Below are 25,790 nucleotides of genomic sequence, written 5' to 3' on the forward strand. Positions count from 1 at the left end.
AAATGCGTTGACAGCCGCCCGATTCTCCATAAGAATTGACGGTTCACCGAGGCTATGTAGCTCAGCCGGTTAGAGCACAGCACTCATAATGCTGGGGTCGGTGGTTCGAGTCCACCCATAGCCACCATGGTATCCACGCTGAAGGCGTGCAATAATTTTGTTACACATTGCCCCGTCGCCAAGCGGTAAGGCACCTGACTCTGACTCAGGCATTCGGTGGTTCGAATCCATCCGGGGCAGCCAAATAAAAAAAGCCGATCGACAGATCGGCTTTTTATTTGACTCGCTTTTGGTTCGCGCAAGTCCATCGCACCCGCGCTGCACGCCGCGTACAAGGCGGCAGACCCAACACCTCCTCTATCCAGCCAAACCCCTTGAACTCCGGGGGAATTTTCAGCAGCGCTGGATACAAAGCGGGTACAGCGCTTCGCCTCGGAGCAACAGGCACAAGTCAAGCGCGGCACTGTGCCAAACGCGCGCAACGCCAAAAACCGCCGGGATCACGCGGATTGGCAACCTTCCATCGTTATCGGTCGGCAAAACACAGAAAAAACCTCAAAACGACAAAAGCCCGGCCGACCGAAACCGGGCTTTTGTACACCCCAGTGGAATCCCGCGGGATTCCACACTAGGCGCGATGAATCAGCGCTTGGAGAACTGGGTGGCGCGACGCGCCTTGTGTAGACCGACCTTCTTACGCTCGACCTCACGGGCGTCGCGGGTCATGAAACCAGCCTTGCGCAGCTCGGACTTCAACGTTTCGTCGTACTCGACCAGCGCACGCGCAATCCCCAAGCGGATCGCGCCGGCCTGACCAGTGGTGCCGCCGCCAGAGGCGGTGACCACGATGTCGAAGCTCTCGGTGTTCTTGGTCAGTTCCAACGGCTGACGCACGATCATGCGTGCGGTCTCGCGGCCAAAGAACTCGTCCAGCGGACGGCCATTGACAGAGATATTGCCGGTACCCTTGCGCAGGAACACGCGAGCGGTGGAGGACTTGCGGCGGCCAGTGCCGTAGTTTTGCGTGATAGCCATGATTTAGATATCCAGAACCTGCGGCTGCTGAGCGGCGTGCGGATGTTGCGCACCGGAATAGACCTTGAGCTTGCGATACATCGCGCGACCCAGCGGCCCCTTGGGCAACATGCCCTTGACCGCGATCTCGATCACTCGCTCAGGATGGCGCTCCAACGCCTGCTCCAGGCTCTCGGTCTTCAGATTACCGATGTAGCCGGTGAAGCGGTGATACTTCTTGTCCTTGAGCTTGTTACCGGTGACGACGATCTTCTCGGCGTTGATCACCACCAGATAATCGCCAGTATCGACGTGGGGGGTATAGACCGGCTTGTGCTTGCCGCGCAGACGGCGAGCAAGTTCGGTAGAAAGCCGACCCAGCGTTTTGCCGGCGGCGTCGACGAGATACCAGTCGCGCTGGACGGTCTCGGACTTAGCAGTGAAGGTGCTCATTGAAAGACTCGGTTGGTCGGGCGGATTCCCGCAGCAAACTGCCGGAACTTTGCCACGCGTTGTGAATTGCAAAAACGCAAGAGGCGAAATTCTACGCGCGACGACGGTTGCGTGCAAGTTCTTCCTGGCACAACGGCCAGAATGACCCTTCACGCTTGGCAGTGCGCCAGCCCGGGGGGAGAATCGACACTCCCACCGCTTCCGGGCCTCCCGCATGACGGACAGCCGCCAGTATTCTCCACTTGATCGCATCCTGGTCGAGGCCCAACGGGCCCTGGAGACCGTGTTCGGCGATCCGCCAGCGCAACGGGCCTACCCCGCCGCCAGCGCCGATGTGGTGCTGGCGCCGGACGAGCGCCGCCACGCGGCCGGGCTGATGCGCATCAACCATGTGGGCGAAGTCTGCGCACAAGGGCTGTACTTCGGCCAAGCGGCGGTCGCCCGCGACCCGGCCACGCGCGCGCAGCTGCTGGAGGCGGCACAGGAAGAGACCGATCACCTGGCCTGGTGCGCGAAGCGGCTACACGAACTGGACAGCCGCCCGAGCCTGTTCAATCCGCTCTGGTACGCGGGCAGCTACGCGATCGGCACGCTTGCCGGGCTGCGTGGCGATGGCTGGAACCTGGGCTTCGTCGTGGAGACCGAACGCCAGGTCGAGGCGCACCTGGACGAACACCTGCAGACGCTGCCACCAGCCGACCTGCGCAGCCGCGACATTTTGACAGTGATGAAAGTCGACGAGGCGCGCCATGCCGAGCACGCCGAACACGCCGGCGCGCGACACCTGCCCGTACCGATCCCTACCGTGATGGCCGCCGCGTCGCGCGTAATGAAAGCGGTCGCCTATCGACTGTGACCATGGCTGGCGGCGGCGAGCAGCCGGGCCGGCTGGCATTGCCCGCGGATTCGGGCTAAAGTGAACAAATGCTGACTGATTCCACGCACACGCACGACATTCCCGCGATGGGCAATCTGCTGTGTCGTTTGTCATTTGCGGCATCGTTCGCTTCTAGCACCTTCGGCGCGGGTTGCGCACGTCGACCACCATGCCCGCAGCCACGCTCCACTCACCATCACCGCTGATCCGCAGGCTCTCACGCCTGCTGTGCGCGGCCCTGTTCGCGCTTTGCAGTGGTGCCGTGCTTTATCATTTGCTCGGCGACTACGCCCACGCCAGCGCAATCCTGCGCGACCACTCGGTGACCACGGTCCCGGTGATCGCCGATGGCACCTTCAGCATGCAGGCCCGGCCATTGACGCGCTATCGCTTTCATTATGCGTTCCAGAGCAAGGGGCGGCTGCACAACGGCGCGTTCGAAGCCAGCGGCGCCGAAGCGGCACCGTTGCTGCTGGACGGCGCCACCGTGGTGATCGCCTATGCCAACGCAGATCCATCGCAGTTCGGCCGACTCGACCAACTGGAGCACGCCGGCAATCTGGGCGGCATGTTTACCCGCGTCATCATCGCGCTGTCGATCACTGCGCTGCTGGCGATGGTCGCACACCGCTTGCTGATCGGTCGCCTACTCGTCAGACGCAAACGGATGGCCATCGCCTGAGGCCGGCATCCGGCATCCGGCATCCGGCATCGTCCGCACCGCAGGCTGATTCCGCGAGCCGCGCATCCGGCAGACGCAAGCTCCCAGCGCACCGCAGAACAAGGCGCTGTCGCCAAGTGCGCTCCACAGCAACGCACCTCCTGCCGCCAGAGACTGCCCGACTAGATCGCACGGCAGCCTCAAGACCGGAGGCGCCAAGCGCCCCGGCCTCACCGGGTCAACAGCTAAAGCAAAACCGCCGCAGCCCTTCGGTCGGATGGCTGCGCCGATCCAGCACGTGCCGGCAAAAAGAATTGCCGCATCGTCTCCGCATGTAGACAAAATGCAGAGAGATCGCACACTTTTGTAGCACCTCGGAGCCCTGTCGGGAGCGCGTAGCGCGCGGCGGCGACCTTGCCGCGCACCCCTGACTAGAGACTTATTCGACCAAATTGCGGCCGTGAAACAACTCCTCGATCTCGCGCTTGAGCAGCGCTTCGATACGCATGCGCTCCTTGAACGACAGGTTCTTGGCTTTCTCCTCGAACAAGTACTGATCTAGATCGAAGTCCTTCAGGTGCATCTTGGTGTGGAAAATGTTTTCCTGATACACGTTGACATCGAACATCTCGTAGCGCGATTTGATGTTCTTCGCCAGGAAATTCTGGATCGAATTGATCTTGTGATCGATATAGTGCTTCTTGCCCTTCACGTCGCGGGTGAAGCCGCGCACGCGGTAATCCATGATCACGATGTCCGATTCCAGACTCTCGATGAGATAGTTGAGCGCCTTCAGCGGCGAAATCACTCCGCAGGTCGCGACATCGATGTCAGCACGGAACGTAGCGATACCGTGCTGCGAATAGGTTTCGGGGTAGGTATGGACGGTGATGTGGCTCTTGTCCATGTGCGCAACCACGGCATCGGAGATGATTTCCTTGCCCGCCGCCTTCTTGTCGATAACCGGCTCTTCGGAGATCAGCATCGTCACCGACGCGCCCTGCGGATCGTAATCCTGGCGCGCAATGTTCAGAATGTTGGCGCCGATGATTTCGGCCACATCGGTAAGAATCTGGGTCAGACGATCGGCGTCGTACTGCTCGTCGATATATTCGATGTAACGCTGACGTTCATCTTCGGAGATCGCGTAACAGACATCGTAAATGTTGAAGCTCAACGCCTTGGTGAGGTTGTTGAAACCTTGCAGCCTCAAGCGAGGCAACGGCTTGACCACGGTGTGGGTCCTCTGCAGACGTGGGAATACACAAGAGTATGAGCTAAACGCGCGCAACGCGAAATGTGTCGTCCGTCCTAATGTTTGCCGCCACGAACGCGGCCCGTTAAGCTTCACGAATCACGCCGTAGCTGAAACCAACATGAGTCCCGGAAACGCCACCACCGCAGCACCCGTGCGTATCGCCCCAAGTCCTCTGACGTTGGACGCCGCCACCATTGACCGCTTTCTAGCGCACAGCCATCGCCGTCGTTATCCGGCGCGGACCGACGTGTTCAGACCTGGCGACCCTGCCGGGACCCTGTACTACGTGGTCAGCGGCTCGGTCAGCATTATCGCCGAGGAAGATGACGACCGTGAGCTGGTTCTCGGCTACTTCGGCAACGGCGAGTTCGTCGGCGAGATGGGGCTGTTCATCGAATCGGACCAGCGCGAGGTGATCCTGCGCACGCGCACGCCGTGCGAGCTGGCCGAGATCAGCTACGAACGTTTGCACCAGTTGTTCTTAGGTTCGCTGTCGGCCGATGCGCCGCGGGTGCTGTACGCAATCGGCGTGCAGCTGTCCAAGCGCCTGCTCGATACCTCGCGCAAAGCCAGCCGCCTTGCCTTCCTGGATGTCAGCGACCGCATTGTGCGCACCCTGCACGACCTAGCCCAGGAGCCGGAGGCGATGAGCCACCCGCAGGGTATGCAGTTGCGGGTGTCGCGGCAGGAGTTGGCACGACTTGTCGGCTGCTCGCGCGAGATGGCCGGCCGGGTGCTGAAGAAGCTCCAGGTCGACGGCCTTCTGCACGCACGCGGCAAGACCGTGGTGCTGTACGGCGCACGCTGATCGGCATGCCGCGATAGCGCTGAACCAGGCCTGCTCGCCGCGGTGCTCGGTGTGCGGGCGCTGGGCGCCCACCTGTCTCAGATGGACAGCCGCGCTGCGTTGTGTGAGACAACCGCCAGTCCACACGGCGGAGGCTGCGGCAGCGAGTACGTCTGCGATGCCATGGTCCCGCTTGGCCCGGTCAGTTCGCCTGCATTCGCTTTTCTCAGACCATGGGGCACGATGATAGTGCGCCAGATCCTGGCGCAGTGAGTGCAGTGGCGGCTCCGCTGCCAGCCGACTGCGCCTCGGCGCGTCTCGCCTCCTGCCACTGCCTAGGAGCTAGCAGCAATGCACCGCAACCGTGGTATCCCCATCGTTCTGGCGCTGTTGTGTCTGGCACTGCCAATGCGCTGGGCACAGGCCGACGCCTCTGCCCAGCTCGGCCGTGGGGTCAACATCCTGAGCGATGACCCAATGTGGACGGACCCGGCCAAGGCGCATTTCCGCCCGCCACTGTTCCGCACCATCCGCGATGGCGGCTTCCACACCGTTCGGGTGAACCTGCAAGCCTTCGCGCACATGGACGCAGCCAACCGGCTCGACCCGGTTTGGCTCAACACACTGGACACGGTGGTCAGCCAGGCTACGGCAGCAGGATTGAACGTGATCCTGGACGAACACGACTTCCATGCCTGCGCCAACGACGCCGCTGTTTGCCGCACGAAACTGTTGGCATTTTGGGGCCAGATCGCCCCACGCTACCGCAACGCACCGCCTTCGGTACTGTTCGAAATCCTCAACGAGCCCGGCGGCGAAGTGACCAGTACGGTGTGGAATGGCCTGCTCCGGGACGCACTGCACGTCATCCGCCGCGACAACCCGATCCGGACCGTGGTCGTCGGCCCGGCCAACGGCAATAATTTCAACGCCCTCGACGAACTGCGCCTGCCCGAGAACGACCCCCATCTTCTGGTCACGGTGCATTACTACAACCCGTTCCGCTTCACCCATCAGGGCGCACCCTGGGTTCGTCGTGACATCCGCGACAACACAGGCGTGCACTGGGGCAGCGACGTAGACCGGGCCAAGCTTTATCGCGAGTTCGACACGATCGCGGCCTGGGCCGCAGTGCATCGCCGGCACGTGCTGCTAGGTGAATTCGGCACCTACGAGAAGGCGCCGCCGGCCGACCGCATCGCCTGGACGATCGCCGTGGTCAACGCCGCAGAGAAACGCCATTTCGCCTGGGCCTACTGGGAATTCGAAGGCGGCTTCGGCACCTACGACATCGACCAGGGGCAGTGGATCGCGCCGATCCACCGAGCCCTGGTCGCGAGCGACAGCGCCTATTCGGCACCTGGGCGTTGAGCAACAGCGTCGCGCGCTGGGCTGCCGTTTCGCGGCAATCACGCGCCCACCGCGTCGCCAGCGCGATCACGGCATCCCCAGTTCAGGATCGGCGTACCGGACGGCAGGGCCTGCCGAAACACCGCCACCGCCGACGCCTTGGGATTGACCACGACTGGCGCCGCCGCCGCTTGCAGCAGCGGCAGGTCGGCGATGCTGTCCGAATAGGCCTTGGCGATGGCGCCATAGCCGAGCTCGCGCAGCATGCGCATCTTTTCCTGATTGTGGCAGTGACGGGTCGCCGTGACCGCGCCCAGCCGCGGACCGATCAGGCTGCCGATCACCGGCACGTCCTGGTGCGCGACAAAACCGAGAATCGCCCGTGCCAACTCCGGCGGCGCACCGGTGGCCACCACCACCCGGTCGCCTGCGACACGGTGCCGGGCGAACACCTCCAGCGCTGATCGATATAGTGCTTCTTGCCCTTCACGTCGCGGGTGAAGCCGCGCACGCGGTAATCCATGATCACGATGTCCGATTCCAGACTCTCGATGAGATAGTTGAGCGCCTTCAGCGGCGAAATCACTCCGCAGGTCGCGACATCGATGTCAGCACGGAACGTAGCGATACCGTGCTGCGAATAGGTTTCGGGGTAGGTATGGACGGTGATGTGGCTCTTGTCCATGTGCGCAACCACGGCATCGGAGATGATTTCCTTGCCCGCCGCCTTCTTGTCGATAACCGGCTCTTCGGAGATCAGCATCGTCACCGACGCGCCCTGCGGATCGTAATCCTGGCGCGCAATGTTCAGAATGTTGGCGCCGATGATTTCGGCCACATCGGTAAGAATCTGGGTCAGACGATCGGCGTCGTACTGCTCGTCGATATATTCGATGTAACGCTGACGTTCATCTTCGGAGATCGCGTAACAGACATCGTAAATGTTGAAGCTCAACGCCTTGGTGAGGTTGTTGAAACCTTGCAGCCTCAAGCGAGGCAACGGCTTGACCACGGTGTGGGTCCTCTGCAGACGTGGGAATACACAAGAGTATGAGCTAAACGCGCGCAACGCGAAATGTGTCGTCCGTCCTAATGTTTGCCGCCACGAACGCGGCCCGTTAAGCTTCACGAATCACGCCGTAGCTGAAACCAACATGAGTCCCGGAAACGCCACCACCGCAGCACCCGTGCGTATCGCCCCAAGTCCTCTGACGTTGGACGCCGCCACCATTGACCGCTTTCTAGCGCACAGCCATCGCCGTCGTTATCCGGCGCGGACCGACGTGTTCAGACCTGGCGACCCTGCCGGGACCCTGTACTACGTGGTCAGCGGCTCGGTCAGCATTATCGCCGAGGAAGATGACGACCGTGAGCTGGTTCTCGGCTACTTCGGCAACGGCGAGTTCGTCGGCGAGATGGGGCTGTTCATCGAATCGGACCAGCGCGAGGTGATCCTGCGCACGCGCACGCCGTGCGAGCTGGCCGAGATCAGCTACGAACGTTTGCACCAGTTGTTCTTAGGTTCGCTGTCGGCCGATGCGCCGCGGGTGCTGTACGCAATCGGCGTGCAGCTGTCCAAGCGCCTGCTCGATACCTCGCGCAAAGCCAGCCGCCTTGCCTTCCTGGATGTCAGCGACCGCATTGTGCGCACCCTGCACGACCTAGCCCAGGAGCCGGAGGCGATGAGCCACCCGCAGGGTATGCAGTTGCGGGTGTCGCGGCAGGAGTTGGCACGACTTGTCGGCTGCTCGCGCGAGATGGCCGGCCGGGTGCTGAAGAAGCTCCAGGTCGACGGCCTTCTGCACGCACGCGGCAAGACCGTGGTGCTGTACGGCGCACGCTGATCGGCATGCCGCGATAGCGCTGAACCAGGCCTGCTCGCCGCGGTGCTCGGTGTGCGGGCGCTGGGCGCCCACCTGTCTCAGATGGACAGCCGCGCTGCGTTGTGTGAGACAACCGCCAGTCCACACGGCGGAGGCTGCGGCAGCGAGTACGTCTGCGATGCCATGGTCCCGCTTGGCCCGGTCAGTTCGCCTGCATTCGCTTTTCTCAGACCATGGGGCACGATGATAGTGCGCCAGATCCTGGCGCAGTGAGTGCAGTGGCGGCTCCGCTGCCAGCCGACTGCGCCTCGGCGCGTCTCGCCTCCTGCCACTGCCTAGGAGCTAGCAGCAATGCACCGCAACCGTGGTATCCCCATCGTTCTGGCGCTGTTGTGTCTGGCACTGCCAATGCGCTGGGCACAGGCCGACGCCTCTGCCCAGCTCGGCCGTGGGGTCAACATCCTGAGCGATGACCCAATGTGGACGGACCCGGCCAAGGCGCATTTCCGCCCGCCACTGTTCCGCACCATCCGCGATGGCGGCTTCCACACCGTTCGGGTGAACCTGCAAGCCTTCGCGCACATGGACGCAGCCAACCGGCTCGACCCGGTTTGGCTCAACACACTGGACACGGTGGTCAGCCAGGCTACGGCAGCAGGATTGAACGTGATCCTGGACGAACACGACTTCCATGCCTGCGCCAACGACGCCGCTGTTTGCCGCACGAAACTGTTGGCATTTTGGGGCCAGATCGCCCCACGCTACCGCAACGCACCGCCTTCGGTACTGTTCGAAATCCTCAACGAGCCCGGCGGCGAAGTGACCAGTACGGTGTGGAATGGCCTGCTCCGGGACGCACTGCACGTCATCCGCCGCGACAACCCGATCCGGACCGTGGTCGTCGGCCCGGCCAACGGCAATAATTTCAACGCCCTCGACGAACTGCGCCTGCCCGAGAACGACCCCCATCTTCTGGTCACGGTGCATTACTACAACCCGTTCCGCTTCACCCATCAGGGCGCACCCTGGGTTCGTCGTGACATCCGCGACAACACAGGCGTGCACTGGGGCAGCGACGTAGACCGGGCCAAGCTTTATCGCGAGTTCGACACGATCGCGGCCTGGGCCGCAGTGCATCGCCGGCACGTGCTGCTAGGTGAATTCGGCACCTACGAGAAGGCGCCGCCGGCCGACCGCATCGCCTGGACGATCGCCGTGGTCAACGCCGCAGAGAAACGCCATTTCGCCTGGGCCTACTGGGAATTCGAAGGCGGCTTCGGCACCTACGACATCGACCAGGGGCAGTGGATCGCGCCGATCCACCGAGCCCTGGTCGCGAGCGACAGCGCCTATTCGGCACCTGGGCGTTGAGCAACAGCGTCGCGCGCTGGGCTGCCGTTTCGCGGCAATCACGCGCCCACCGCGTCGCCAGCGCGATCACGGCATCCCCAGTTCAGGATCGGCGTACCGGACGGCAGGGCCTGCCGAAACACCGCCACCGCCGACGCCTTGGGATTGACCACGACTGGCGCCGCCGCCGCTTGCAGCAGCGGCAGGTCGGCGATGCTGTCCGAATAGGCCTTGGCGATGGCGCCATAGCCGAGCTCGCGCAGCATGCGCATCTTTTCCTGATTGTGGCAGTGACGGGTCGCCGTGACCGCGCCCAGCCGCGGACCGATCAGGCTGCCGATCACCGGCACGTCCTGGTGCGCGACAAAACCGAGAATCGCCCGTGCCAACTCCGGCGGCGCACCGGTGGCCACCACCACCCGGTCGCCTGCGACACGGTGCCGGGCGAACACCTCCAGCGCTTGCGGCAGCAGCCGCTGCCGAATCTGCGCCTGATGATGCAGGACGTATTGATCGATGATCCCGTTGAACTCGCGTGCGCGATGCAAACCGAAGCTGGCGATCCACACATAGCCAGAGATGCCGGTGCGTCGTGTCGACAGCATCGCCACCAGCGGCCCTAACAACGGCGTCGCCAACAGCGCGGCGATCAGGCGCAACGGATTGCGCCGGATCAACCAAGCGAACAGGTGGCTGCCGGAGTCGCCGTCGTACAGCGTGTGGTCGAAATCGAACACCACCACCGGCGCATCGGCGTGCGGAACTGGATACGTTACGCTCATGCGGAAAAGAACAACTGCCGCAGTGCTTCTCCAGGCTCCTCGGCACGCATGAACGCCTCGCCGACCAGGAAAGCATGCACGTCGGCAGCGCGCATCGTCGCCACGTCGGCCTGACTGAGGATGCCACTCTCGGTCACCAACAGGCGATCGCGCGGGACGGCGTCCTTCATCGACAAGGTGGTCTGCAGCGACACCTCGAAGGTCCGCAGGTTGCGGTTGTTGATGCCGATCAATGGCGCGGGTACTTGCAGGGCGCGCTCCAGTTCGTCGATGTCGTGCACTTCCACCAGGACGTCCATGCCCAGGTGCAGCGCCAACGACGACAATTCGGCCAGTTGCAGGTCGTCCAGGGCGGCGACGATCAGCAGAATGCAGTCGGCACCGAGCACACGGGCCTCGTAGACCTGATACGGGTCGATGGTGAAGTCTTTTCGCAACACCGGCAGGGTGCATGCCTCGCGCGCCTGCTGCAGATAGCGATCGTGCCCCTGGAAGAAATCCTCATCGGTCAGCACCGACAAGCAGGCGGCACCACCGAATTGGTAGCTGACTGCGATATCGGCCGGATGGAAGTCGGGCCGGATCACGCCCTTGGACGGGCTGGCCTTCTTGACCTCGGCGATCACCGCCGGGTCGCCGTTGGCGATGGCGGCCTGCAGCGCGCGCGCGAACCCACGCGTGGACGGCATCGCCTCCGCGCGCGCGACCAGCTCGGTCAACGGCACGCGCGCGCTGCGTTCGGCGATCTCTTCGGTCTTGCGCGCGAGGATGGTACGGAGAATGTCGCTCATGCGTTGGGATCCTGTGGAGGGGGCATTATCGGCAATGCTGAAGGTAACGGTAGGTCAATGAACGCGGATCAGACACAGCCGAGGCGGGCGGGCGCTGGCTATCGTGCGTGCTGCAAGGATCCCAAACGGTTGCGAACGCCGTGCATATCGACGCAAGCCGCGCGCATCCGGTCACGGCTCGCGGATCGCCAGGATTGTGCGCGTGCACGCCACATACGCCTGCAGCTTGGCCCGCGCACGACCATCGGCGATGGCGGCACGGGCCAGCGCGATACCGCTGGCGATATCGGCGGCCACACCAGCCACGTACAACGCCGCCCCGGCATTGAAGACGACGATGTCCAGCGCCGGGCCGGGCACGTTATCGAGCACGCCACGCAGCATCGCCATCGATTCGGCGGCATCGGCCACCTTGAGGTTACGGCTGGCCGACATGGCGATACCGAAATCCTCCGGATGCAGTTCGTATTCGCACACCTGACCATCGCGCAACTCGCCGACCAGCGTGCCGGCTCCCAACGATAGTTCGTCCATGCCATCTCGGCCCCACACCACCAGCGCGCGCTCGGCCCCCAGTTCGTGCAGCACACGCGCCTGGATGCCGACCAGATCCGCATGAAACACCCCCATCAGGATGTTCGGCGCACCGGCCGGATTGGTCAGCGGGCCGAGGATGTTGAAGATGGTACGCACGCCCATCTCGCGGCGTACCGGCGCCACCACCTTCATCGCCGGATGATGCACCGGCGCATACATGAAACCGATGCCGGTGGCCTGCAACGCCTGCGCCACCTGGTCCGGTTGCAGCTCGATCGCCGCGCCCAGCGCTTCCAGCACATCGGCACTGCCGGATTTGGAAGAGACGCTGCGATTGCCGTGCTTGGCCACTTTGGCCCCGGCCGCGGCGGCGACGAACATCGCGCAAGTGGAGATGTTGAAGGTGTGCGAACCGTCACCGCCCGTGCCGACAATGTCGACCATGTGGCGGCGGTCGGCGACGCTCACCGTGCGCGAGAACTCGCGCATCACCTGTGCCGCACCGGCAATCTCGCCAACCGTCTCCTTCTTCACCCGCAGCCCGGTCAGGATGGCCGCCGTGATCGCCGGCGACACCTCGCCCCGCATGATCTGCCGCATCAGCCCGACCATCTCGTCATGGAAGATTTCGCGGTGCTCGATGGTCCGTTGCAGCGCTTGTTGAGGGGTGATGGTCATAGAAGAAAGATCTGTCGCTGTCCTAAAGAGGGAAAAGGGCCGCCAATGGGGTCAAGCCGGGCGAGCGGGTCGCTCCAGGCGCAACCGCCCTTGCGCGAGCACCTCGAAGTAATCGGCCGGTCCACCGGCACGCAGCAGGGTCGCCACTGCGGCCGGATCGTAAAGCCCATCGTGCAATGCGCTGCGCGCGATGTGCACGCCGACCACTTCGCCGAGCACCAGCCACGTTTGAATCGGTTCGCCACGCGCAGTCTGCAGCGGCAGCAACTGGCTGAGCCGGCATTCGAAACTCACCGGACTTGCAGCGACCCGTGGCGCGCCGACCAAGCGCGACGGCGCGACGGCCAGCCCCGCCAGAGCGAATTCATCGACCTCCGGCGCGACCGCCGCGGAACTGGCGTTCATCGCCTCGGCCAACGGGCGCGTGACCAGGTTCCAGGTGAATTCACCGCTGGCCTCGATGTTGCGGACACTGTCCTTCCAGCCGATGCTGGCGAAGCCGACAATCGGCGGAACGTAGTTGAAGGCATTGAAAAAACTGTAAGGCGCCAGATTGGCGACGCCGTCAGCGCTGCGCGAACCGATCCAACCGATCGGCCGTGGTCCGACAATCGCGTTGAACGGATCGTGCGGCAGCCCATGGCCATGGGCCGGTTCGTAGAAATGGAAGGTTTCGGCGGGATCTTGCATCGTTAGGCATCCGGCGGTGACGAAAAGGAACGCGATGCCGGCGCGGCGACTCAACGCTCCAGGAAATTCTTCAACAAGGCGTGACCATGCTCGGTGAGGATGGACTCGGGATGGAACTGCACGCCCTCGACCGGGAACTGACGATGACGCAGGCCCATGATTTCTTCCATGCTGCCATCGGCGTGTTCGGTCCAGGCGGTGATTTCCAGGCACTGCGGCAACGTGGTCTTCTCCACCACCAGCGAGTGGTAGCGGGTGGCCTCGTAGCCATCGGGCAGACCGGCGAACACGCCCAGCCCCTGGTGGCGGATGCGCGAGGTCTTGCCGTGCATGATGGTGCCGGCGCGCACCACCTGCCCGCCGTAGACCTGACCGATGCTCTGGTGCCCCAGGCACACGCCCAGGATCGGCGTGTGCTGGCCGAGCCGTTCGATCAATTGCAGCGACACCCCGGCCTCGTTCGGCGTGCATGGACCGGGCGAGATGACGATGCGCTCGGGCGCCAAGCGCTCGATCTCGTCCACGCTGAGCGCATCGTTGCGCACCACCTTGACCTCGGCACCGAGCGCCTGCAAGTACTGCACGAGGTTGTAGGTGAAGCTGTCGTAGTTGTCGAGCATCAACAGCATCAGCTGGCCTTCTTTGTCTTAAGTAAATTCACGAATGCACTGCATGTCATCAGAAAATAGCGGGCGTCGGCTTGCGTGATGTTGGATTCACCCATCAAGGCATGGCGAATGCCGTCGGCATCGCTCGTATATCCGTAGAGCTGCGAAAATGCGCCTTTGAGAGCAGCATGTAGCGCCCCAGATCGCTCCAAATGCTTGAGTGCATCACCAAGCGTCGCATCAGGCTTCCCAGAAACGATCCGAGCCGCGGCTTCGACAGCGCAAATGGATTCCTTGATCGAGTTCCGATAGTCCGGATTGTTTCGATCCGCCATCAACTGAAGTGCGGAGGCAATGTGTTTTTGAGACTCGGAAAATGAATCTGACAGCGCCTTGTTGACTTCATCGAGTTCGTGAGGATCAACGATTGGAACGAAGATGTCACCGAGAAGACGATATCCAGAGCACTCCGTTTCAAGCACGTACTTCAGCATTTTGATGAAGCGGGATGGGTCTTTTGTCAGACCAAGTTTTCTACTCAGGCCAACCATGAACTCGACGAAATCATAGACTTCATTCCATTCCCAACCAAAGAAACACGCCCTAACCTCATCAAAATCAGCCCGATATTGACCATCAAACATACCTCTTTCACTCGGACGCGAGTCGATTGGCTTCTTGAAATAGAGTTGCCAAATAAGTCTCGACACATGTTCGTGGCCATCATTATGCGCTGTATCAAAAAAAGTCGAATAGAGAACATTCCAAAGCCCATTCCGAAGGGCAGCGTCCATCTCTTCGACCTGAGCCAAGGTTCTCGGTTCCTTGAAACCCAGTCGCTCACTGAATGTCCTGTCCATTAGAGCCCCTTCGCCGCCTCGGCCACCGCGCGGAACAACGCGCGGCCCTTGCTCATCGTCTCGTCCCATTCGGCTTGCGGATCGGAGTCGTAGACGATGCCGGCACCGGCCTGCACGTGCAGGCGGCCATGCTTGATCACCGCCGTGCGGATGGCGATGGCGGTGTCGGCATCGCCATGCCAGCCAAGGTAGCCGATGCTGCCGGCGTACACGTTGCGCTTGATCGGCTCCAATTCACGGATGACCTCCAGCGCACGGATCTTCGGCGCGCCGCTGACGGTGCCGGCGGGGAAGGTCGCGCGTAGCACGTCGGCGTAACTGAGCCCCGGCAACAGCGTGCCGGTGACTTCGCTGACGATGTGCATGACGTGGCTGTAGCGCTCGATCACGAAGCGCTCGCCGACCGCCACGCTCCCCGCCTGCGAGACGCGACCGGCGTCGTTGCGGCCCAGGTCGATCAACATCAGATGCTCGGCGCGCTCCTTGGGGTCGGCGAGCAGTTCCGCTTCCAGCGCGAGGTCTTCTTCCACGGTCTTGCCGCGCCGACGCGTGCCGGCGATCGGGCGCACGGTGACCTGCCCGGCCTCCAGACGCACCAGAATCTCCGGCGAGGAACCGACCACCTGGGTATCGCCAACATCGATGAAATACATGTAGGGCGACGGGTTCAACGCGCGCAGCGCGCGGTACACGTCCAACGGACGCGTCTTGAACGGCACGCTCAGGCGCTGGCTCAGCACGACCTGGAAGATGTCGCCGGCACGAATGTAGTCCTTGGACTTCTCCACCGCGGCGATGAAGCCTTCGCGGGTGAAGCCGGAGACGAAATCGCTCTCGTCGAGGACGTCGCGCGCCAACGGTGCGGGATAGCCCGCACCGGGCTGACGCAGCGTGGCGGTGAGCGTGTCCAGCCGCGTTTGCGCCTGCTCCCAGGCATCGGCAGCGGATGGATCGACGTGCACGATCAGGTACAGGCGGCCCTTGAGGTTGTCGAAAACCGCGACCTCTTCGGACAGCATGAGCAGAATATCCGGCGTGTCCAATTCGTCGTGAGCAACGTCGCCCGCCAGGCGCGGCTCGATATAGCCAATGCATTCGAAACCGAACCACCCCACCAGGCCGCCGGTGAAGCCCGGCACGCCGTCGATCCTGGGCACCATGTGTTGGGCGCGCAGCGCCTCGACCTCGGCGAGCGGATCGGCGACCTCGCGTTGCTCGACCAGGCTGCCGTGGTCGCGCACCTCCAACGTGTGGCCACGGAAGGTGTAGACGCGGCGCGCCGGCAGGCCGATGATCGAATAACGGCCAAAACGCTCGCCACCTTCGACCGATTCGAACAGATAGGTATGCGGGGCGTCGGCGAGCTTGAGGTAGACCGACAATGGCGTGTCCAGATCGGACAGCACTTCGCGGACGACGGGGATACGGGTGTGGCCTTCAGCGGCGTAGTGCTGGAACTGCTCGCGGGTGATCAAGACGGCTTTCCTTCCGGGACGCGATAACGGGACGGACGACGGCTGCAGGCCACCATCGCCACGCACGGCGAGCCGAAGTGAAGGAACGCGGGGTCGTCAGGCTGAACACGGTCACTACTTTACCGCAACTGCGGCGACTGGCAACGGTTGCAGACGGCACAGTCGATTGTGCGACGGCAGGCACATCTGGCGGTTTAGCCACAGCGACGCAGGCGGATCGGGTGCAGGGAACCGCGTCCGCAGTCCGTTCGCGGACATCGGCGCGGTGCGCAAAGCTGGCTTCGCCGCCTGAAAACCAGGACCGATGCGCTGCCGCCATGCACAGCCTGCGCGGACCATCGCGCGTGCTTCGCCGACACGGCATGACACGGATCGCGAATCGATACGACACCGCGCCGCGCACTGTCATACCCGCGTCACCGACGATCCGGAACATAGAAGGCCATAGCAGGGACGACGGATGGAGGCAGGATCAGCCTCCAAATATTTCCAGAGGAACCGCACAGGCAACTGTGCGGTTCCTGCTTTTTCTACCTCGCTGCTTTTTGCAGCTCGCACAGCAACGGCGCTTAACCGGCGGCGAACTTGCTCAGTGCCTCGCCCTGCAAGCGGTACACCGTCCATTCGTCCTGCGCCTGCGCGCCTGCTGCTGCGTAGAAGTCGATTGCCGGTTGGTTCCAGTCCAGCACCGACCACTCGAAACGACCGCAACCTTCGGCCACCGCCTGCCGCGCCAAATGCCGCAACAACGCCTTGCCGGCACCTAGACCACGGTGCGCGGGATCCACGTACAGATCTTCCAGATACAGGCCGTTGCGTCCGAGCCAGGTGGAATAATTGTAGAAATACACCGCATAACCGACCGGCTGGGTATCGACTTCGCAGATCAACGCATGCGCACGCGCACCGGGACCGAACAAACTGGCGCGCAGGCCGGCCTCGTCGGTTTGCACCGCGTCCTCGGCCCGCTCGTAGCGGGCCAGGTCGCGAATCATCCGCAGCATCAGCGCGGCATCGGCGGCCAGCGCCGGGCGGATCTGCATCACCGCCATCTCAGCGCGCCGCCACCGCCGCGCGCATGCGCGCGATGACCTCGGCGTAATCCGGCGCGTTGAAGATCGCCGACCCTGCGACGAAGGTATCGGCACCGGCGGCCGCGGCCGCGGCGATGTTGTCCGGCTTGATCCCACCATCGACTTGCAGCCGGATCGGCTTGCGACTGGCGTCGATGCAGGTGCGGATGGAGCGCAGCTTGTCCAGCGCCGAGGGGATGAATGCCTGCCCGCCAAAGCCCGGGTTGACCGACATCACCAGCACCAGATCCACATCGTCCAACACCCAGTCGAGAATCTCCAACGGGGTGGCGGGGTTGATTGCCAACCCGACTTGGCAGCCGTGCGACTTGATCAGTTGGATGCTGCGATGGACATGACGGCTGGCCTCGGGATGGAAGCTGATGAGGCTGGCACCGGCCTCGGCGAAATCGGGAATCAGCCGATCCACCGGCTCCACCATCAGATGCACGTCGATCGGTGCGCTCACCCCGTGCTTGCGCAGCGCCCGGCATACCATCGGGCCGATGGTCAGATTCGGCACGTAGTGGTTATCCATCACATCGAAATGGATCCAGTCGGCGCCGGCGCGCAGCACCGCATCCACTTCCTCGCCAAGACGGGCGAAATCGGCGGACAGGATGGACGGGGCAATGATGCAATCGGACATGGCGGGATCTCAGCGTTTGCGCAGGAGGCGAATACGGTCGTAAGCCGTGTTGAGCTGGCTGGCCTTTTTCTCGGCGCGCGCGCGCAACTCTGGGCTGGCGTTAGCGACTTTGTCGGGATGGTATTGAGACATCAGCCGGCGATAGGCAAGTTCGATTTCCGCGTCGGTCGCATCGCGTGTGAGGCCCAGTTCGCGATACGGATCTTCGCGCTGGGATAGCTTGAACCAGTCCGCGTCGAAAGCATGTCCGATCAGCAGCCCGATGAACGCGCCAAGCACGGGCGTTGGCCGCAGCAGCAAGGCGGCGGCGATGGCGCCGAGCAATTTTCCGTACCAGGGCTTGGACAAGGGCGGGCTCGGCGGATAGGGACGTATATTTTACGGCACAGTAGGGCTTTCCAGCCGTACACTACGCGGCCCGCCGTCCGCCGCGGGCCCGCCGGGTCCCTGGGACGGTCGCCATTGCGAAGTCCGTAGGAGCGCCTGTGTCCACCACGCTGTTGCAATCCGATCTGCCTGGCCTGCCGTTGCGTCACCGCGGCAAGGTCCGCGACGTGTTCGATCTGCCGCGCGAACGCCTGCCCGCCAACGTCCCGGCCGGCGACTACCTGCTGATGGTCGCCACCGACCGCTTGTCCGCCTTCGACGTGGTGCTGCCCGACCCGATTCCCGGCAAGGGCGAGATGCTCTGCCAGGTGTCCAACTTCTGGTTCAAGAAGACCGAACACCTGATGCCCAACCATCTCACCGGCATCGATGTCGCCGCGGTGCTGCCCGAGGGCGTGGACACCGCGCTGTACGCCAAACGCGCGGTGGTGACCCGCAAGCTCAAGCCGGTGCCGGTGGAAGCCATCGCCCGCGGCTATCTGATCGGCAGCGGCTGGAAGGACTACCAGCGCACCGGCAAGGTCAGCGGGATCGAGCTACCCGATGGCCTGCGCCAGGCCGAGAAACTGGCCGAACCGATCTTCACCCCCTCGACCAAGGCCGCCGTCGGCGACCACGACGAAAACATCGACTTCGATGCCATGGTCAAGACCGTGGGCGCCGAGCTGGCCGAGCGCGTGCGTGACGCCACGTTGCGCATCTACCGCTTCGCCGCCGACTTCGCCGCCGAGCGCGGCATCCTGCTGGCGGACACCAAGTTCGAATTCGGCACCGACCTCGATGGCCGCCTGTACATCATGGACGAGATGCTGACTCCGGACTCCTCGCGTTATTGGCCCGCCGACGAATACGACGTTGGCAGTAGCCCGCCGAGCTACGACAAACAGTTCGTGCGCGATTACCTGGAAACGCTGGACTGGGGCAAGACCGCGCCCGGCCCGCGCCTGCCGCAGGAAGTGATCGAGCGCACCCGAAGCAAATACGCCGAGGCACTGCAGCGGCTGGCCGGCATTTCGGTCGATTGAAACGCATCGCCCTGCGCCAGATGCCGGCGCTTGGACGAGGCGGCATGCGGATGCGGCAATGCGGCGTATCCTCCACCGCATGAGCGGATCGACCCGAAACCGACGATGATTTCGCTATCGCCTGCGCTTCTTCGTTCCCGAGCTTTGCAACCACCGGATCGGCGCTGGCTCCAACACACTGCTGCGGACAACACGCCGCTCTGCGACACTTCGCCAACCCACGCAGCGTTCTCATCGCTCGCACGCAGCCACGCCACAGGGAGCTGTCTGCGCATCGCGGCGTCGATGACGCTATGCTGATTCGGTGACTCGGAGGAAAGATGGAAACCACCGTCTACGCGCGCCCGATCGACCGATACTTCGCCCACTATTCCGACGCTCACCGCAACACCGTCAACCAGCGTATCCACGTGATCGCGGTGCCGGCGATCCTGTGGTCGGTCGTGGCGCTGCTGTGGTGCATCCCGGTCGGCGCTAGCTGGTTCCAAAGCGGCGTGTGGGCGGCGCTGGGCATGTTCGCCGCGTGGATGTACTACAACCGGCTGTCGCGACCACTGGGCTACGGCATGCTCGCCGTCTTCTTTTTCTGTGGCTGTCTGTGCCGGCTGCTGGAAGCACACCTGGGGCTGCAGGGATTGCGTTGGGTGGCACTGGCGGTCTTCGTGCTCGCGTGGATCGCGCAGTACTTCGGCCACACACTGGAAGGCCAGCGGCCCAGTTTTTTCACCGATCTCGTGTATCTGCTGATCGGCCCGGCCTGGGTGCTGGCCAAGCTGTACCGGCACATGCACTGGCGCTACTGAGGCACGGCGTCTGCGGGCGTCACGCCGAGCATGGCCGCATCCGGGGCGAACACGCGCGGCGCGTAGCCGAAATCGCGCAGCGCAGGCGCCAGATCGAAGACCAGATCCTCGCGCATGCGCTGCAAGGCCGCGCGATTCATGCCACGCAAGCGACCGCAGGCATGCGCCAACGCCAACAGCAGCGCGAACACGGCATGCGGCAACAGCAGCAACCGTGCCGGTGGCTGCAACACGGCCAGCACGCGGCGCACCATGTCGCGATAACGCAGTGTCTCGCCGCCGCCCAGCGCATAGCTTTTGCCATGTGTGGCCGCAGACGCCAGTACCGCCAGCGCCGCATCGGCCAGATCCTGCACATGCACCGGCTGCCGCAGGCCACAGGCACTGCGCGGCAGTACGAAGCAACCGCTGCGCCGCGCCAGCGCCGCAATCGCGCTCAAGGTACGGTCGCGACCAGCACCGTAGACCAGGGTCGGTCGTAACACTGTCGCAGCGGCGCCGCGTTCGGCGGCCACCGCAAACAGCGTCGCTTCGGCCTCGCGCAAGCGTCGGGCAACATCGCGTTCGGCGGTATCCAGCGAATCGCGCTTGACCTCCAGGCTGGTGGAGCCGAACGCGACCACGCGCGGCGCCTGCATCGGCACGCGCCGATACCAATCCGCGAACGCATCCAGCGGCCCGCAACTGAAGACGACATCGACCGGCGACGGTGGCATCGACAACGTCCCCAGCTCGCCAGAATGCCAATGCAGGCCGGGCCGGGCCGGCTGGGCGGTGCGCGAGTAGGCATGCACCTGCCAACCGGCGGCGAGCAACCCTTGCAACAGCGGTTCGCCGATTTGACCACTCCCGCCGAACAGCAGCGCGATACCCGGCGACGTGGCAGGGTGTTGCATGGGGACAGCGGAAACAGGCGCATCGATCATCGCCACAGCATAACCAGCGCACGCCACCATGCCCAATTTCCTGTGGCGCAGCACGCGCAGACGCATCGCCTGCTGCGGGTCAGAGCGTCGATGTGCGTGCATGCGCGCCACGCCACCCTCGGCCAGCGCCACAACCTGCCTGTTACACTCGGATCTCTGCACGCGAATCGCGTATTCCCTGCATGATGCCCATCCTCATCCTCCTGTTGGCCTTGCCGTTCCTGATGGCGGTCAGCGTGGCCGCCCTGCGCCATCGGACACGCGCTGTGCTGGCCTGGGTCGCGGCGATCGCGCCACTGGCCGGCCTGGTGTTGCTGGGCACGTTGAGCGCGACCGTCCTGCAAGGCGGCATCGTCCGCAGCGATCACGCCTGGCTGCCGCAGATCGGGCTGCAGTTTTCACTGCGGCTCGATGGCCTGGCCTGGATGTTCGCTGGCTTGGTGCTGGCGATCGGCGCACTGGTGGTGATGTATGCGCACTACTACCTGAGTGCGCGCGAGAACGCGGCGCGTTTCTATGCCTGCCTGCTGTTCTTCATGGGTGCGATGCTGGGCATGGTGCTGGCCGGCAATTTGTTGCTGCTGATGGTGTTCTGGGAACTGACCAGCATCAGTTCGTTCTTGCTGATCGGCTTCTGGTCGCAGCGCAAGGACGCGCGCGACGGCGCGCGCATGGCCCTGGTGATCACCGGCGGCGGTGGCCTGGCGTTGCTCGGCGGCGTGCTGCTGCTCGGTCGCATCGTCGGCAGTTATCAGCTCGACGCGGTGCTCGCCGCTGGCGAGACGATCCGCGCCAGCGCGCTGTATCCGTGGGCGCTGGGGTTGATCCTGCTCGGCATCTTCAGCAAGAGCGCGCAGTTCCCGCTGCATTTTTGGCTGCCGCAGGCGATGGCCGCACCAACGCCGGTGTCGGCGTATCTGCATTCGGCGACGATGGTCAAGGCCGGCGTCTTCCTGCTGGCGCGACTGCATCCGGCGCTGGCCGGCAGCCCGTTGTTCTTCTACACGGTCAGCGGCATCGGCGCGATCACCCTGCTGACCGGAGCCTGGTTAGCGATCTTCCAGCACGATCTGAAAGGCGTGCTGGCGTATTCGACAATCTCGCATCTGGGCTTGATCACCATGTTGTTCGGGCTATCCACGCCGATGGCGGTGGTCGCTGGCGTCTTCCACATGCTCAATCACGCCGTCTTCAAAGCCTCGTTGTTCATGGCCGCCGGCATCATCGACCACGAGACCCACACCCGCGACATGCGTCGGCTCGGCGGGTTGCGCCGCTGGATGCCGATCACCAGCACGCTGGCGATCATCGCCGCGCTGGCGATGGCCGGTATCCCGCTGCTCAACGGGTTTTTGTCCAAGGAAATGTTCTTCGCCGAGGCGCTGGGCACCAACGGACCGACGGCGATGCGTGTGTTCATCGCCAGCGCAGCACTGCTGGCCGGCGTGTTCGGCGTGGCCTACAGCCTGCGCTTCGTCTACGAGACGTTCTTCGGCGAAGGGCCACGCGAGCTGCAGACGATGCCGCACGAGCCGCCGCGCTGGATGAAGATTCCGGTGGAAATCCTGGTGTTGGTCTGCGTGGCGGTCGGCACCGTGCCAACGCTGACCGTGGCACCGGTGTTGCGCAGCGCCGCCAGCGCGATCCTCGGCGACGCCCTGCCCGACTACAGCCTGGCGCTGTGGCACGGCTGGAACGCGCCGCTGGCGATGAGCCTGACCGGCGTGATCGGCGGGGTGGCACTGTACTTCAGCCTGCGCCGGCTGACGGCGCTATACACCGAGGTGCGCCGTTCGCTGGGCAAACGCCTGTTCCATTGGCATGTGCAGACATTGTTCGGCCTGGCCGCGCGGGCGACCCGGCTGCTCGTCAATGGCCGCCTGCAACGCAGCCTGCGTTGCTTGCTGTTGGCCGCCGTGGTGGTCGCGGCGGCGCCGTTCGTCGCGACGGCGCCGTCATGGCCGTCGTGGCCGCCACCGCAGCCGATGCCGCCGCTGGGCTGGGCGCTGTGGTTGTTGATCGTCGGCAGCGCATTCACCACGCTGCGCCTGTACCGCCAGCGCCTGCTGGCCGTGGTGGCCATCGGTGGCAGCGGACTGGGCGTGAGCCTGGTCTTCGTGTTCCTGTCCGCACCGGATCTGGCGCTGACCCAATTGCTGGTGGAAATGGTCACGCTAGTGTTGATGCTGCTGGGGCTGCACTACTTGCCTACTGTGTCGCCTGCGGAACCACGGCGCTGGCCGCGGCGACGCGATGCGGCATTGGCAATCGCCGCCGGTGTCGGCATGGCCTTGCTGGCGTATGCGGCGATGACCCGCCCAACGTCGAGCATGGCCGGCGAACTACTGCAACGCGCGCTGCCACAGGCGTATGGACGCAACGTGGTCAACGTGATTCTGGTGGATTTCCGCGGTTTGGATACCTTCGGCGAAATCAGCGTGTTCGCGATTGCCGCGCTGGTGGTGCACGCGCTGTTGCGAGGTGTGCGGATGATGCCCGAAACGATCATGCCCGGCCCACCGATCACGCTGCCGGTGCCAGCGGATCTGACCCAATTGCTGTTCCCGCTCACCCTCACCGTGTCGATCTTTTTGTTTCTGCGCGGACACAATGCGCCCGGTGGCGGGTTTATCGCCGGGCTGGTGCTGGCGGTGCCGCTGCTGATGCAGTACGTGATCCAGGGCGCCGCTTCGGTGGAGTCGCGCTTCGGCTTGGACTACATCCGCTGCATCGCGCTGGGTTTGTTGCTGGCCGCGCTCAGCGGCATGGGCGCACTGTTGTTCGGCGCGCCATTGTTGACCAGCGGCCACCTCGACCTGACGCTGCCATTGATCGGCGAGGTGTCGTTGACCAGTGCGCTGGGGTTCGACACCGGCGTCTTCCTGGTGGTGTTCGGCGGCACCATGCTGACCCTGTCGATGCTGGGCACGATCATGCCCTCACGCACACGCGAGGCGCAGCGCGGGCGCATCGACCCGACCCGACGCTCGGCCATCACCGGGGAAATGCACTGATGGAACTGGCCTTGGCGAGCGCGATCGGCGTGCTGACGGCGGTAGGCGTGTATCTGCTACTGCGCGCGCGCAGCTTCGATGTGATCCTGGGCATGACCGTGCTGTCCTACGCCACCAACCTGCTGATCTTCGCTGGTGGACGGCTGGTGCAGGGCAAAGCGCCGCTGCTGCGCGACGGCATCGCGCCGACCCTGGCCGAGCATGCCGATCCGCTGCCGCAGGCATTGGTGTTGACCGCGATCGTGATCGCCTTCGCGATGACGGCCGTGAGTATCGTGCTGGCACTGCGCAATCGCAGCGACAACCACAGCGACCATGTCGATGCGCGCGCGGATCATGACGCGGAGGATGCGCCATGAGCCATGTGCTGATTCTGCCGATCCTGATTCCATTGCTCGGTGCCGGGTTGTCGTTGTTGCTGGAGCAACGTCGCGCAGCTCGCAGGTTGCAGCGCCTGCTGGCGTGGACGGCGATGGCGGCACTGGCCGCAGCCGTGACCGCGCTGTGCGCGCAGGTGGGCGATGGTCACGTCCACGCCTATCTGCTGGGCGACTGGCCCGCGCGGCTGGGCATCGTGCTGATGGCCGACCGGCTATCGGCATGGATGCTGGCGACCACCACCTTGCTCGCCGCCGCTTGCCTGCTGCACGCCTGCGCGGGTTGGGATCGGCGTGCGCCGCATTTCCATGCGCTGTTCCAGTTCCAGTTGGTCGGCCTGAACGGCGCATTCCTGACCGGCGATGTCTTCAATCTGTTCGTATTCTTCGAGGTGATGTTGATCGCTTCCTACGGGCTGCTGCTCAGTGGCGGTCGCGGCCTGCGCCTGCGTGCGGGGTTTCATTACGTGGTGTTCAACGTCACCTGCTCCACCGTGTTCCTGATCGCGCTGGGCTTGCTGTACGCACTGCTCGGCTCGCTGAACATGGCCGAGTTGTCGCAGCGCGTGGCGCAGGCGCCACCGCAGAACCTGGCGCTGATCAAGGCCGCACTCGGCCTGTTGCTGCTGGTGTTCTGCGCCAAGGCCGCGTTGCTACCGTTATATCTGTGGTTGCCGGAAACCTATGCGCGAGCGCCGACCGCCGTCGCGGCGCTATGCGTGATCATGACCAAGGTCGGCCTGTATACGATGTTGCGCGTCAGTACGCTGATGCTCGGCAGCCAGTCGTCGACGCTGCATGGCTACGGCGGCGACTGGCTACTGTGGCTGGGCCTGACCACGCTGCTGCTGGGTGCTCTCGGCGTGCTGGCGGCGGTGCGCCTGCGGGTGCTGATCGGCTACCTGGTGATCGTGTCGGCGGCGACGTTGTTTGTCGCCTTCGCGTTGCAGCGGCCCGGCATGCTCAGCGCGGGCCTGTATTACCTGGCGCACAGCAGTTTCGTGGCCGCCGCACTGTTCATGATCGCCGAACTGATCCCGGGCCGACGCGGCGGTGCAGGCGAGCGCAACAACCACATCGCCCCGCTGCCGCAGAAAACGCTGTCAGGACTGCTGTTTCTGATCGCGGCGATCTCGGTGGCTGGGCTGCCGCCACTGTCCGGTTTCCTGGCCAAGGTCGCGCTGCTCGGCGACACGCCAGCGGCGCTCACTGGCCCGGTGTGGAGCACGGTGTTGCTCAGCAGCCTGATGGTCATCATCGGGCTGACCCGCAGCGGCGTGCGACTGTTCTGGCACGTACCCGGTCACCAGAACACGGTCGATCACGACACTGCCGCATTGCCACCGCCGGTCACGCACACGGTAGCGGCACGGCGGCTGGAAGTCGCCGCCACCCTGTTGCTGCTCGGCTACGGCATGACCATGACGTTGGCAGCCGAACCACTGCTGCGCTACACCGATGCCATCGCCGCGCAGGTGTTGTATCCATCCGCGTATGTCACCCAGTTGCGCGCCACGGCGCCAGTGCTGCGGGAGCCCTGAG

General features: G+C 63.9%; 25 protein-coding genes, 2 tRNA genes and 2 pseudogenes. 13 read left to right on the forward strand and 16 right to left on the reverse strand.

Annotated elements, in window-relative coordinates; translation table 11 throughout:
- Positions 1–50 precede the first annotated feature (50 nt).
- Both XANALMUS060_RS06370 and XANALMUS060_RS06375 read left to right on the forward strand, forming a co-directional pair.
- Positions 51–127: transfer RNA gene (locus XANALMUS060_RS06370), tRNA-Met, on the forward strand.
- 41 nt (positions 128–168) lie between these two features.
- Positions 169–243, forward strand: a tRNA-Gln gene (locus XANALMUS060_RS06375).
- 399 nt (positions 244–642) lie between these two features.
- Here XANALMUS060_RS06375 and rpsI read toward each other — a convergent pair.
- Positions 643–1,035, reverse strand: coding sequence for a 30S ribosomal protein S9 (rpsI, locus tag XANALMUS060_RS06380; RefSeq protein WP_012914852.1), 393 nt, complete (start codon positions 1,033–1,035; stop codon positions 643–645).
- Positions 1,036–1,038: 3 nt separating this feature from the next.
- Positions 1,039–1,467, reverse strand: a complete 429-nt coding sequence (rplM, locus tag XANALMUS060_RS06385; RefSeq protein WP_045726683.1) for a 50S ribosomal protein L13 — start codon at positions 1,465–1,467, stop codon at positions 1,039–1,041.
- A 214-nt stretch (positions 1,468–1,681) separates the two neighbouring features.
- Here rplM and coq7 point away from each other — a divergent pair, with 214 nt between their 5' ends.
- Positions 1,682–2,323, forward strand: a complete 642-nt coding sequence (coq7, locus tag XANALMUS060_RS06390; protein WP_045737665.1) for a 2-polyprenyl-3-methyl-6-methoxy-1,4-benzoquinone monooxygenase — start codon at positions 1,682–1,684, stop codon at positions 2,321–2,323.
- A 283-nt stretch (positions 2,324–2,606) separates the two neighbouring features.
- A complete protein-coding gene (locus XANALMUS060_RS06395) occupies positions 2,607–3,026 on the forward strand; it encodes a hypothetical protein (RefSeq protein ID WP_235430378.1) in 420 nt (139 codons plus the stop codon).
- A 418-nt stretch (positions 3,027–3,444) separates the two neighbouring features.
- Here the strand turns inward: XANALMUS060_RS06395 and speD (XANALMUS060_RS06400) are convergent, their stop codons facing one another.
- The gene (gene speD, locus XANALMUS060_RS06400) at positions 3,445–4,239 is read right to left on the reverse strand and encodes an adenosylmethionine decarboxylase (protein ID WP_045726680.1); all 795 of its coding nucleotides are present in this window, start codon (positions 4,237–4,239) and stop codon (positions 3,445–3,447) included.
- Positions 4,240–4,381: 142 nt separating this feature from the next.
- Between speD (XANALMUS060_RS06400) and crp (XANALMUS060_RS06405) the strand changes: the two genes are divergently transcribed.
- Together crp (XANALMUS060_RS06405) and XANALMUS060_RS06415 are read left to right on the forward strand one after the other, a co-directional pair.
- The gene (crp, locus tag XANALMUS060_RS06405) at positions 4,382–5,071 is read left to right on the forward strand and encodes a cAMP-activated global transcriptional regulator CRP (RefSeq protein WP_045726679.1); all 690 of its coding nucleotides are present in this window, start codon (positions 4,382–4,384) and stop codon (positions 5,069–5,071) included.
- A 330-nt stretch (positions 5,072–5,401) separates the two neighbouring features.
- Complete coding sequence (locus tag XANALMUS060_RS06415; RefSeq protein WP_082064951.1) at positions 5,402–6,421, forward strand: cellulase family glycosylhydrolase; 1,020 nt, start codon at positions 5,402–5,404, stop codon at positions 6,419–6,421.
- A 38-nt stretch (positions 6,422–6,459) separates the two neighbouring features.
- Here XANALMUS060_RS06415 and XANALMUS060_RS06420 read toward each other — a convergent pair.
- Together XANALMUS060_RS06420 and speD (XANALMUS060_RS06425) are read right to left on the reverse strand one after the other, a co-directional pair.
- Positions 6,460–6,861, reverse strand: a pseudogene (locus XANALMUS060_RS06420) (haloacid dehalogenase-like hydrolase); the annotation flags it as partial.
- Positions 6,862–6,863: 2 nt separating this feature from the next.
- Positions 6,864–7,412, reverse strand: a pseudogene (gene speD / locus XANALMUS060_RS06425) (adenosylmethionine decarboxylase); the annotation flags it as partial.
- A gap of 142 nt (positions 7,413–7,554) precedes the next feature.
- Between speD (XANALMUS060_RS06425) and crp (XANALMUS060_RS06430) the strand changes: the two are divergent.
- Both crp (XANALMUS060_RS06430) and XANALMUS060_RS06440 read left to right on the forward strand, forming a co-directional pair.
- On the forward strand, positions 7,555–8,244 hold the full coding sequence (gene crp / locus XANALMUS060_RS06430) for a cAMP-activated global transcriptional regulator CRP (RefSeq protein WP_045726679.1): 690 nt from the start codon (positions 7,555–7,557) through the stop codon (positions 8,242–8,244).
- 330 nt (positions 8,245–8,574) lie between these two features.
- On the forward strand, positions 8,575–9,594 hold the full coding sequence (locus XANALMUS060_RS06440; RefSeq protein ID WP_082064951.1) for a cellulase family glycosylhydrolase: 1,020 nt from the start codon (positions 8,575–8,577) through the stop codon (positions 9,592–9,594).
- Between the two features lie 38 nt (positions 9,595–9,632).
- Here XANALMUS060_RS06440 and XANALMUS060_RS06445 read toward each other — a convergent pair whose 3' ends face one another.
- The 10 genes from XANALMUS060_RS06445 to XANALMUS060_RS06495 form a co-directional block, all read right to left on the reverse strand.
- Positions 9,633–10,355, reverse strand: a complete 723-nt coding sequence (locus tag XANALMUS060_RS06445; RefSeq protein ID WP_045737667.1) for a haloacid dehalogenase-like hydrolase — start codon at positions 10,353–10,355, stop codon at positions 9,633–9,635.
- Positions 10,352–11,146 carry an indole-3-glycerol phosphate synthase TrpC gene (gene trpC / locus XANALMUS060_RS06450; protein WP_045737668.1) on the reverse strand — a complete coding sequence of 265 codons (795 nt, stop codon included), beginning with the start codon at positions 11,144–11,146 and terminating at the stop codon, positions 10,352–10,354. The genes XANALMUS060_RS06445 and trpC overlap by 4 nt, the downstream gene beginning before the upstream one ends.
- Before the next feature lie 171 nt (positions 11,147–11,317).
- Positions 11,318–12,361, reverse strand: a complete 1,044-nt coding sequence (trpD, locus tag XANALMUS060_RS06455) for an anthranilate phosphoribosyltransferase (RefSeq protein WP_045737669.1) — start codon at positions 12,359–12,361, stop codon at positions 11,318–11,320.
- Between the two features lie 51 nt (positions 12,362–12,412).
- Positions 12,413–13,051, reverse strand: a complete 639-nt coding sequence (locus XANALMUS060_RS06460; protein ID WP_045726675.1) for a flavin reductase family protein — start codon at positions 13,049–13,051, stop codon at positions 12,413–12,415.
- A gap of 50 nt (positions 13,052–13,101) precedes the next feature.
- Positions 13,102–13,680: an aminodeoxychorismate/anthranilate synthase component II gene (locus tag XANALMUS060_RS06465; protein ID WP_045737670.1), complete on the reverse strand. Its 579-nt coding sequence runs from the start codon at positions 13,678–13,680 to the stop codon at positions 13,102–13,104.
- Positions 13,680–14,588 carry a hypothetical protein gene (locus XANALMUS060_RS06470; RefSeq protein ID WP_343122968.1) on the reverse strand — a complete coding sequence of 303 codons (909 nt, stop codon included), beginning with the start codon at positions 14,586–14,588 and terminating at the stop codon, positions 13,680–13,682. The genes XANALMUS060_RS06465 and XANALMUS060_RS06470 overlap by 1 nt, the downstream gene beginning before the upstream one ends.
- Positions 14,519–15,994: an anthranilate synthase component I gene (gene trpE / locus XANALMUS060_RS06475; protein WP_045737672.1), complete on the reverse strand. Its 1,476-nt coding sequence runs from the start codon at positions 15,992–15,994 to the stop codon at positions 14,519–14,521. The genes XANALMUS060_RS06470 and trpE overlap by 70 nt, the downstream gene beginning before the upstream one ends.
- 569 nt (positions 15,995–16,563) lie before the next feature.
- Positions 16,564–17,046, reverse strand: coding sequence for a GNAT family N-acetyltransferase (locus XANALMUS060_RS06485; protein WP_045737674.1), 483 nt, complete (start codon positions 17,044–17,046; stop codon positions 16,564–16,566).
- 1 nt (position 17,047) lies between these two features.
- Complete coding sequence (gene rpe, locus XANALMUS060_RS06490; protein ID WP_045737675.1) at positions 17,048–17,716, reverse strand: ribulose-phosphate 3-epimerase; 669 nt, start codon at positions 17,714–17,716, stop codon at positions 17,048–17,050.
- Positions 17,717–17,725: 9 nt separating this feature from the next.
- Positions 17,726–18,064 (reverse strand): DnaJ domain-containing protein, encoded by a 339-nt coding sequence (locus tag XANALMUS060_RS06495; RefSeq protein ID WP_045726670.1) that lies wholly within the window; start codon positions 18,062–18,064, stop codon positions 17,726–17,728.
- Between the two features lie 137 nt (positions 18,065–18,201).
- On the opposite strand from XANALMUS060_RS06495, the gene XANALMUS060_RS06500 reads away from it, so the two are divergent.
- Together XANALMUS060_RS06500 and XANALMUS060_RS06505 are read left to right on the forward strand one after the other, a co-directional pair.
- Entirely contained in the window at positions 18,202–19,128 is a 927-nt protein-coding gene (locus tag XANALMUS060_RS06500; protein WP_045737676.1) for a phosphoribosylaminoimidazolesuccinocarboxamide synthase, read from the forward strand.
- Positions 19,129–19,448: 320 nt separating this feature from the next.
- Positions 19,449–19,931 carry an Mpo1-like protein gene (locus tag XANALMUS060_RS06505; protein ID WP_045737677.1) on the forward strand — a complete coding sequence of 161 codons (483 nt, stop codon included), beginning with the start codon at positions 19,449–19,451 and terminating at the stop codon, positions 19,929–19,931.
- Here XANALMUS060_RS06505 and XANALMUS060_RS06510 read toward each other — a convergent pair.
- The gene (locus XANALMUS060_RS06510) at positions 19,925–20,827 is read right to left on the reverse strand and encodes an NAD-dependent epimerase/dehydratase family protein (protein ID WP_045737787.1); all 903 of its coding nucleotides are present in this window, start codon (positions 20,825–20,827) and stop codon (positions 19,925–19,927) included. The two genes, XANALMUS060_RS06505 and XANALMUS060_RS06510, sit on opposite strands and share 7 nt — an antisense overlap.
- Positions 20,828–21,042: 215 nt before the next feature.
- On the opposite strand from XANALMUS060_RS06510, the gene XANALMUS060_RS06515 reads away from it, so the two are divergent.
- Genes XANALMUS060_RS06515 through XANALMUS060_RS06525 form a run of 3 tightly spaced genes read left to right on the forward strand, consistent with a single transcriptional unit; the run spans position 21,043 to position 25,789 of the window.
- The gene (locus XANALMUS060_RS06515) at positions 21,043–23,871 is read left to right on the forward strand and encodes a monovalent cation/H+ antiporter subunit A (protein ID WP_045737788.1); all 2,829 of its coding nucleotides are present in this window, start codon (positions 21,043–21,045) and stop codon (positions 23,869–23,871) included.
- Positions 23,871–24,230: a Na+/H+ antiporter subunit C gene (locus XANALMUS060_RS06520; protein WP_045737678.1), complete on the forward strand. Its 360-nt coding sequence runs from the start codon at positions 23,871–23,873 to the stop codon at positions 24,228–24,230. Before XANALMUS060_RS06515 ends, XANALMUS060_RS06520 begins: the two co-directional genes overlap by 1 nt.
- Positions 24,227–25,789, forward strand: a complete 1,563-nt coding sequence (locus XANALMUS060_RS06525) for a monovalent cation/H+ antiporter subunit D (RefSeq protein WP_045737679.1) — start codon at positions 24,227–24,229, stop codon at positions 25,787–25,789. The genes XANALMUS060_RS06520 and XANALMUS060_RS06525 overlap by 4 nt, the downstream gene beginning before the upstream one ends.
- Position 25,790: the final 1 nt, after the last annotated feature.

It is taken from the genome of Xanthomonas sp. MUS 060, from assembly GCF_000963215.1.
Lineage (GTDB): Bacteria > Pseudomonadota > Gammaproteobacteria > Xanthomonadales > Xanthomonadaceae > Xanthomonas_A.

Coding starts and splice junctions, on each gene's coding strand:
- XANALMUS060_RS06510 (WP_045737787.1), bottom strand. CDS start 20,827: ATGCAACACCCTGCCACGTCGCCGGGTATCGCGCTGCTGTTCGGCGGG.
- trpD (WP_045737669.1), bottom strand. CDS start 12,361: ATGACCATCACCCCTCAACAAGCGCTGCAACGGACCATCGAGCACCGC.
- XANALMUS060_RS06445 (WP_045737667.1), bottom strand. CDS start 10,355: ATGAGCGTAACGTATCCAGTTCCGCACGCCGATGCGCCGGTGGTGGTG.
- XANALMUS060_RS06440 (WP_082064951.1), top strand. CDS start 8,575: ATGCACCGCAACCGTGGTATCCCCATCGTTCTGGCGCTGTTGTGTCTG.
- rplM (WP_045726683.1), bottom strand. CDS start 1,467: ATGAGCACCTTCACTGCTAAGTCCGAGACCGTCCAGCGCGACTGGTAT.
- XANALMUS060_RS06470 (WP_343122968.1), bottom strand. CDS start 14,588: ATGGGACGAGACGATGAGCAAGGGCCGCGCGTTGTTCCGCGCGGTGGC.
- crp (WP_045726679.1), top strand. CDS start 7,555: ATGAGTCCCGGAAACGCCACCACCGCAGCACCCGTGCGTATCGCCCCA.
- XANALMUS060_RS06460 (WP_045726675.1), bottom strand. CDS start 13,051: ATGCAAGATCCCGCCGAAACCTTCCATTTCTACGAACCGGCCCATGGC.
- rpe (WP_045737675.1), bottom strand. CDS start 17,716: ATGTCCGATTGCATCATTGCCCCGTCCATCCTGTCCGCCGATTTCGCC.
- XANALMUS060_RS06520 (WP_045737678.1), top strand. CDS start 23,871: ATGGAACTGGCCTTGGCGAGCGCGATCGGCGTGCTGACGGCGGTAGGC.
- XANALMUS060_RS06515 (WP_045737788.1), top strand. CDS start 21,043: ATGCCCATCCTCATCCTCCTGTTGGCCTTGCCGTTCCTGATGGCGGTC.
- XANALMUS060_RS06415 (WP_082064951.1), top strand. CDS start 5,402: ATGCACCGCAACCGTGGTATCCCCATCGTTCTGGCGCTGTTGTGTCTG.
- trpC (WP_045737668.1), bottom strand. CDS start 11,146: ATGAGCGACATTCTCCGTACCATCCTCGCGCGCAAGACCGAAGAGATC.
- crp (WP_045726679.1), top strand. CDS start 4,382: ATGAGTCCCGGAAACGCCACCACCGCAGCACCCGTGCGTATCGCCCCA.
- XANALMUS060_RS06465 (WP_045737670.1), bottom strand. CDS start 13,680: ATGCTGTTGATGCTCGACAACTACGACAGCTTCACCTACAACCTCGTG.
- coq7 (WP_045737665.1), top strand. CDS start 1,682: ATGACGGACAGCCGCCAGTATTCTCCACTTGATCGCATCCTGGTCGAG.
- XANALMUS060_RS06485 (WP_045737674.1), bottom strand. CDS start 17,046: ATGGCGGTGATGCAGATCCGCCCGGCGCTGGCCGCCGATGCCGCGCTG.
- rpsI (WP_012914852.1), bottom strand. CDS start 1,035: ATGGCTATCACGCAAAACTACGGCACTGGCCGCCGCAAGTCCTCCACC.
- XANALMUS060_RS06505 (WP_045737677.1), top strand. CDS start 19,449: ATGGAAACCACCGTCTACGCGCGCCCGATCGACCGATACTTCGCCCAC.
- XANALMUS060_RS06525 (WP_045737679.1), top strand. CDS start 24,227: ATGAGCCATGTGCTGATTCTGCCGATCCTGATTCCATTGCTCGGTGCC.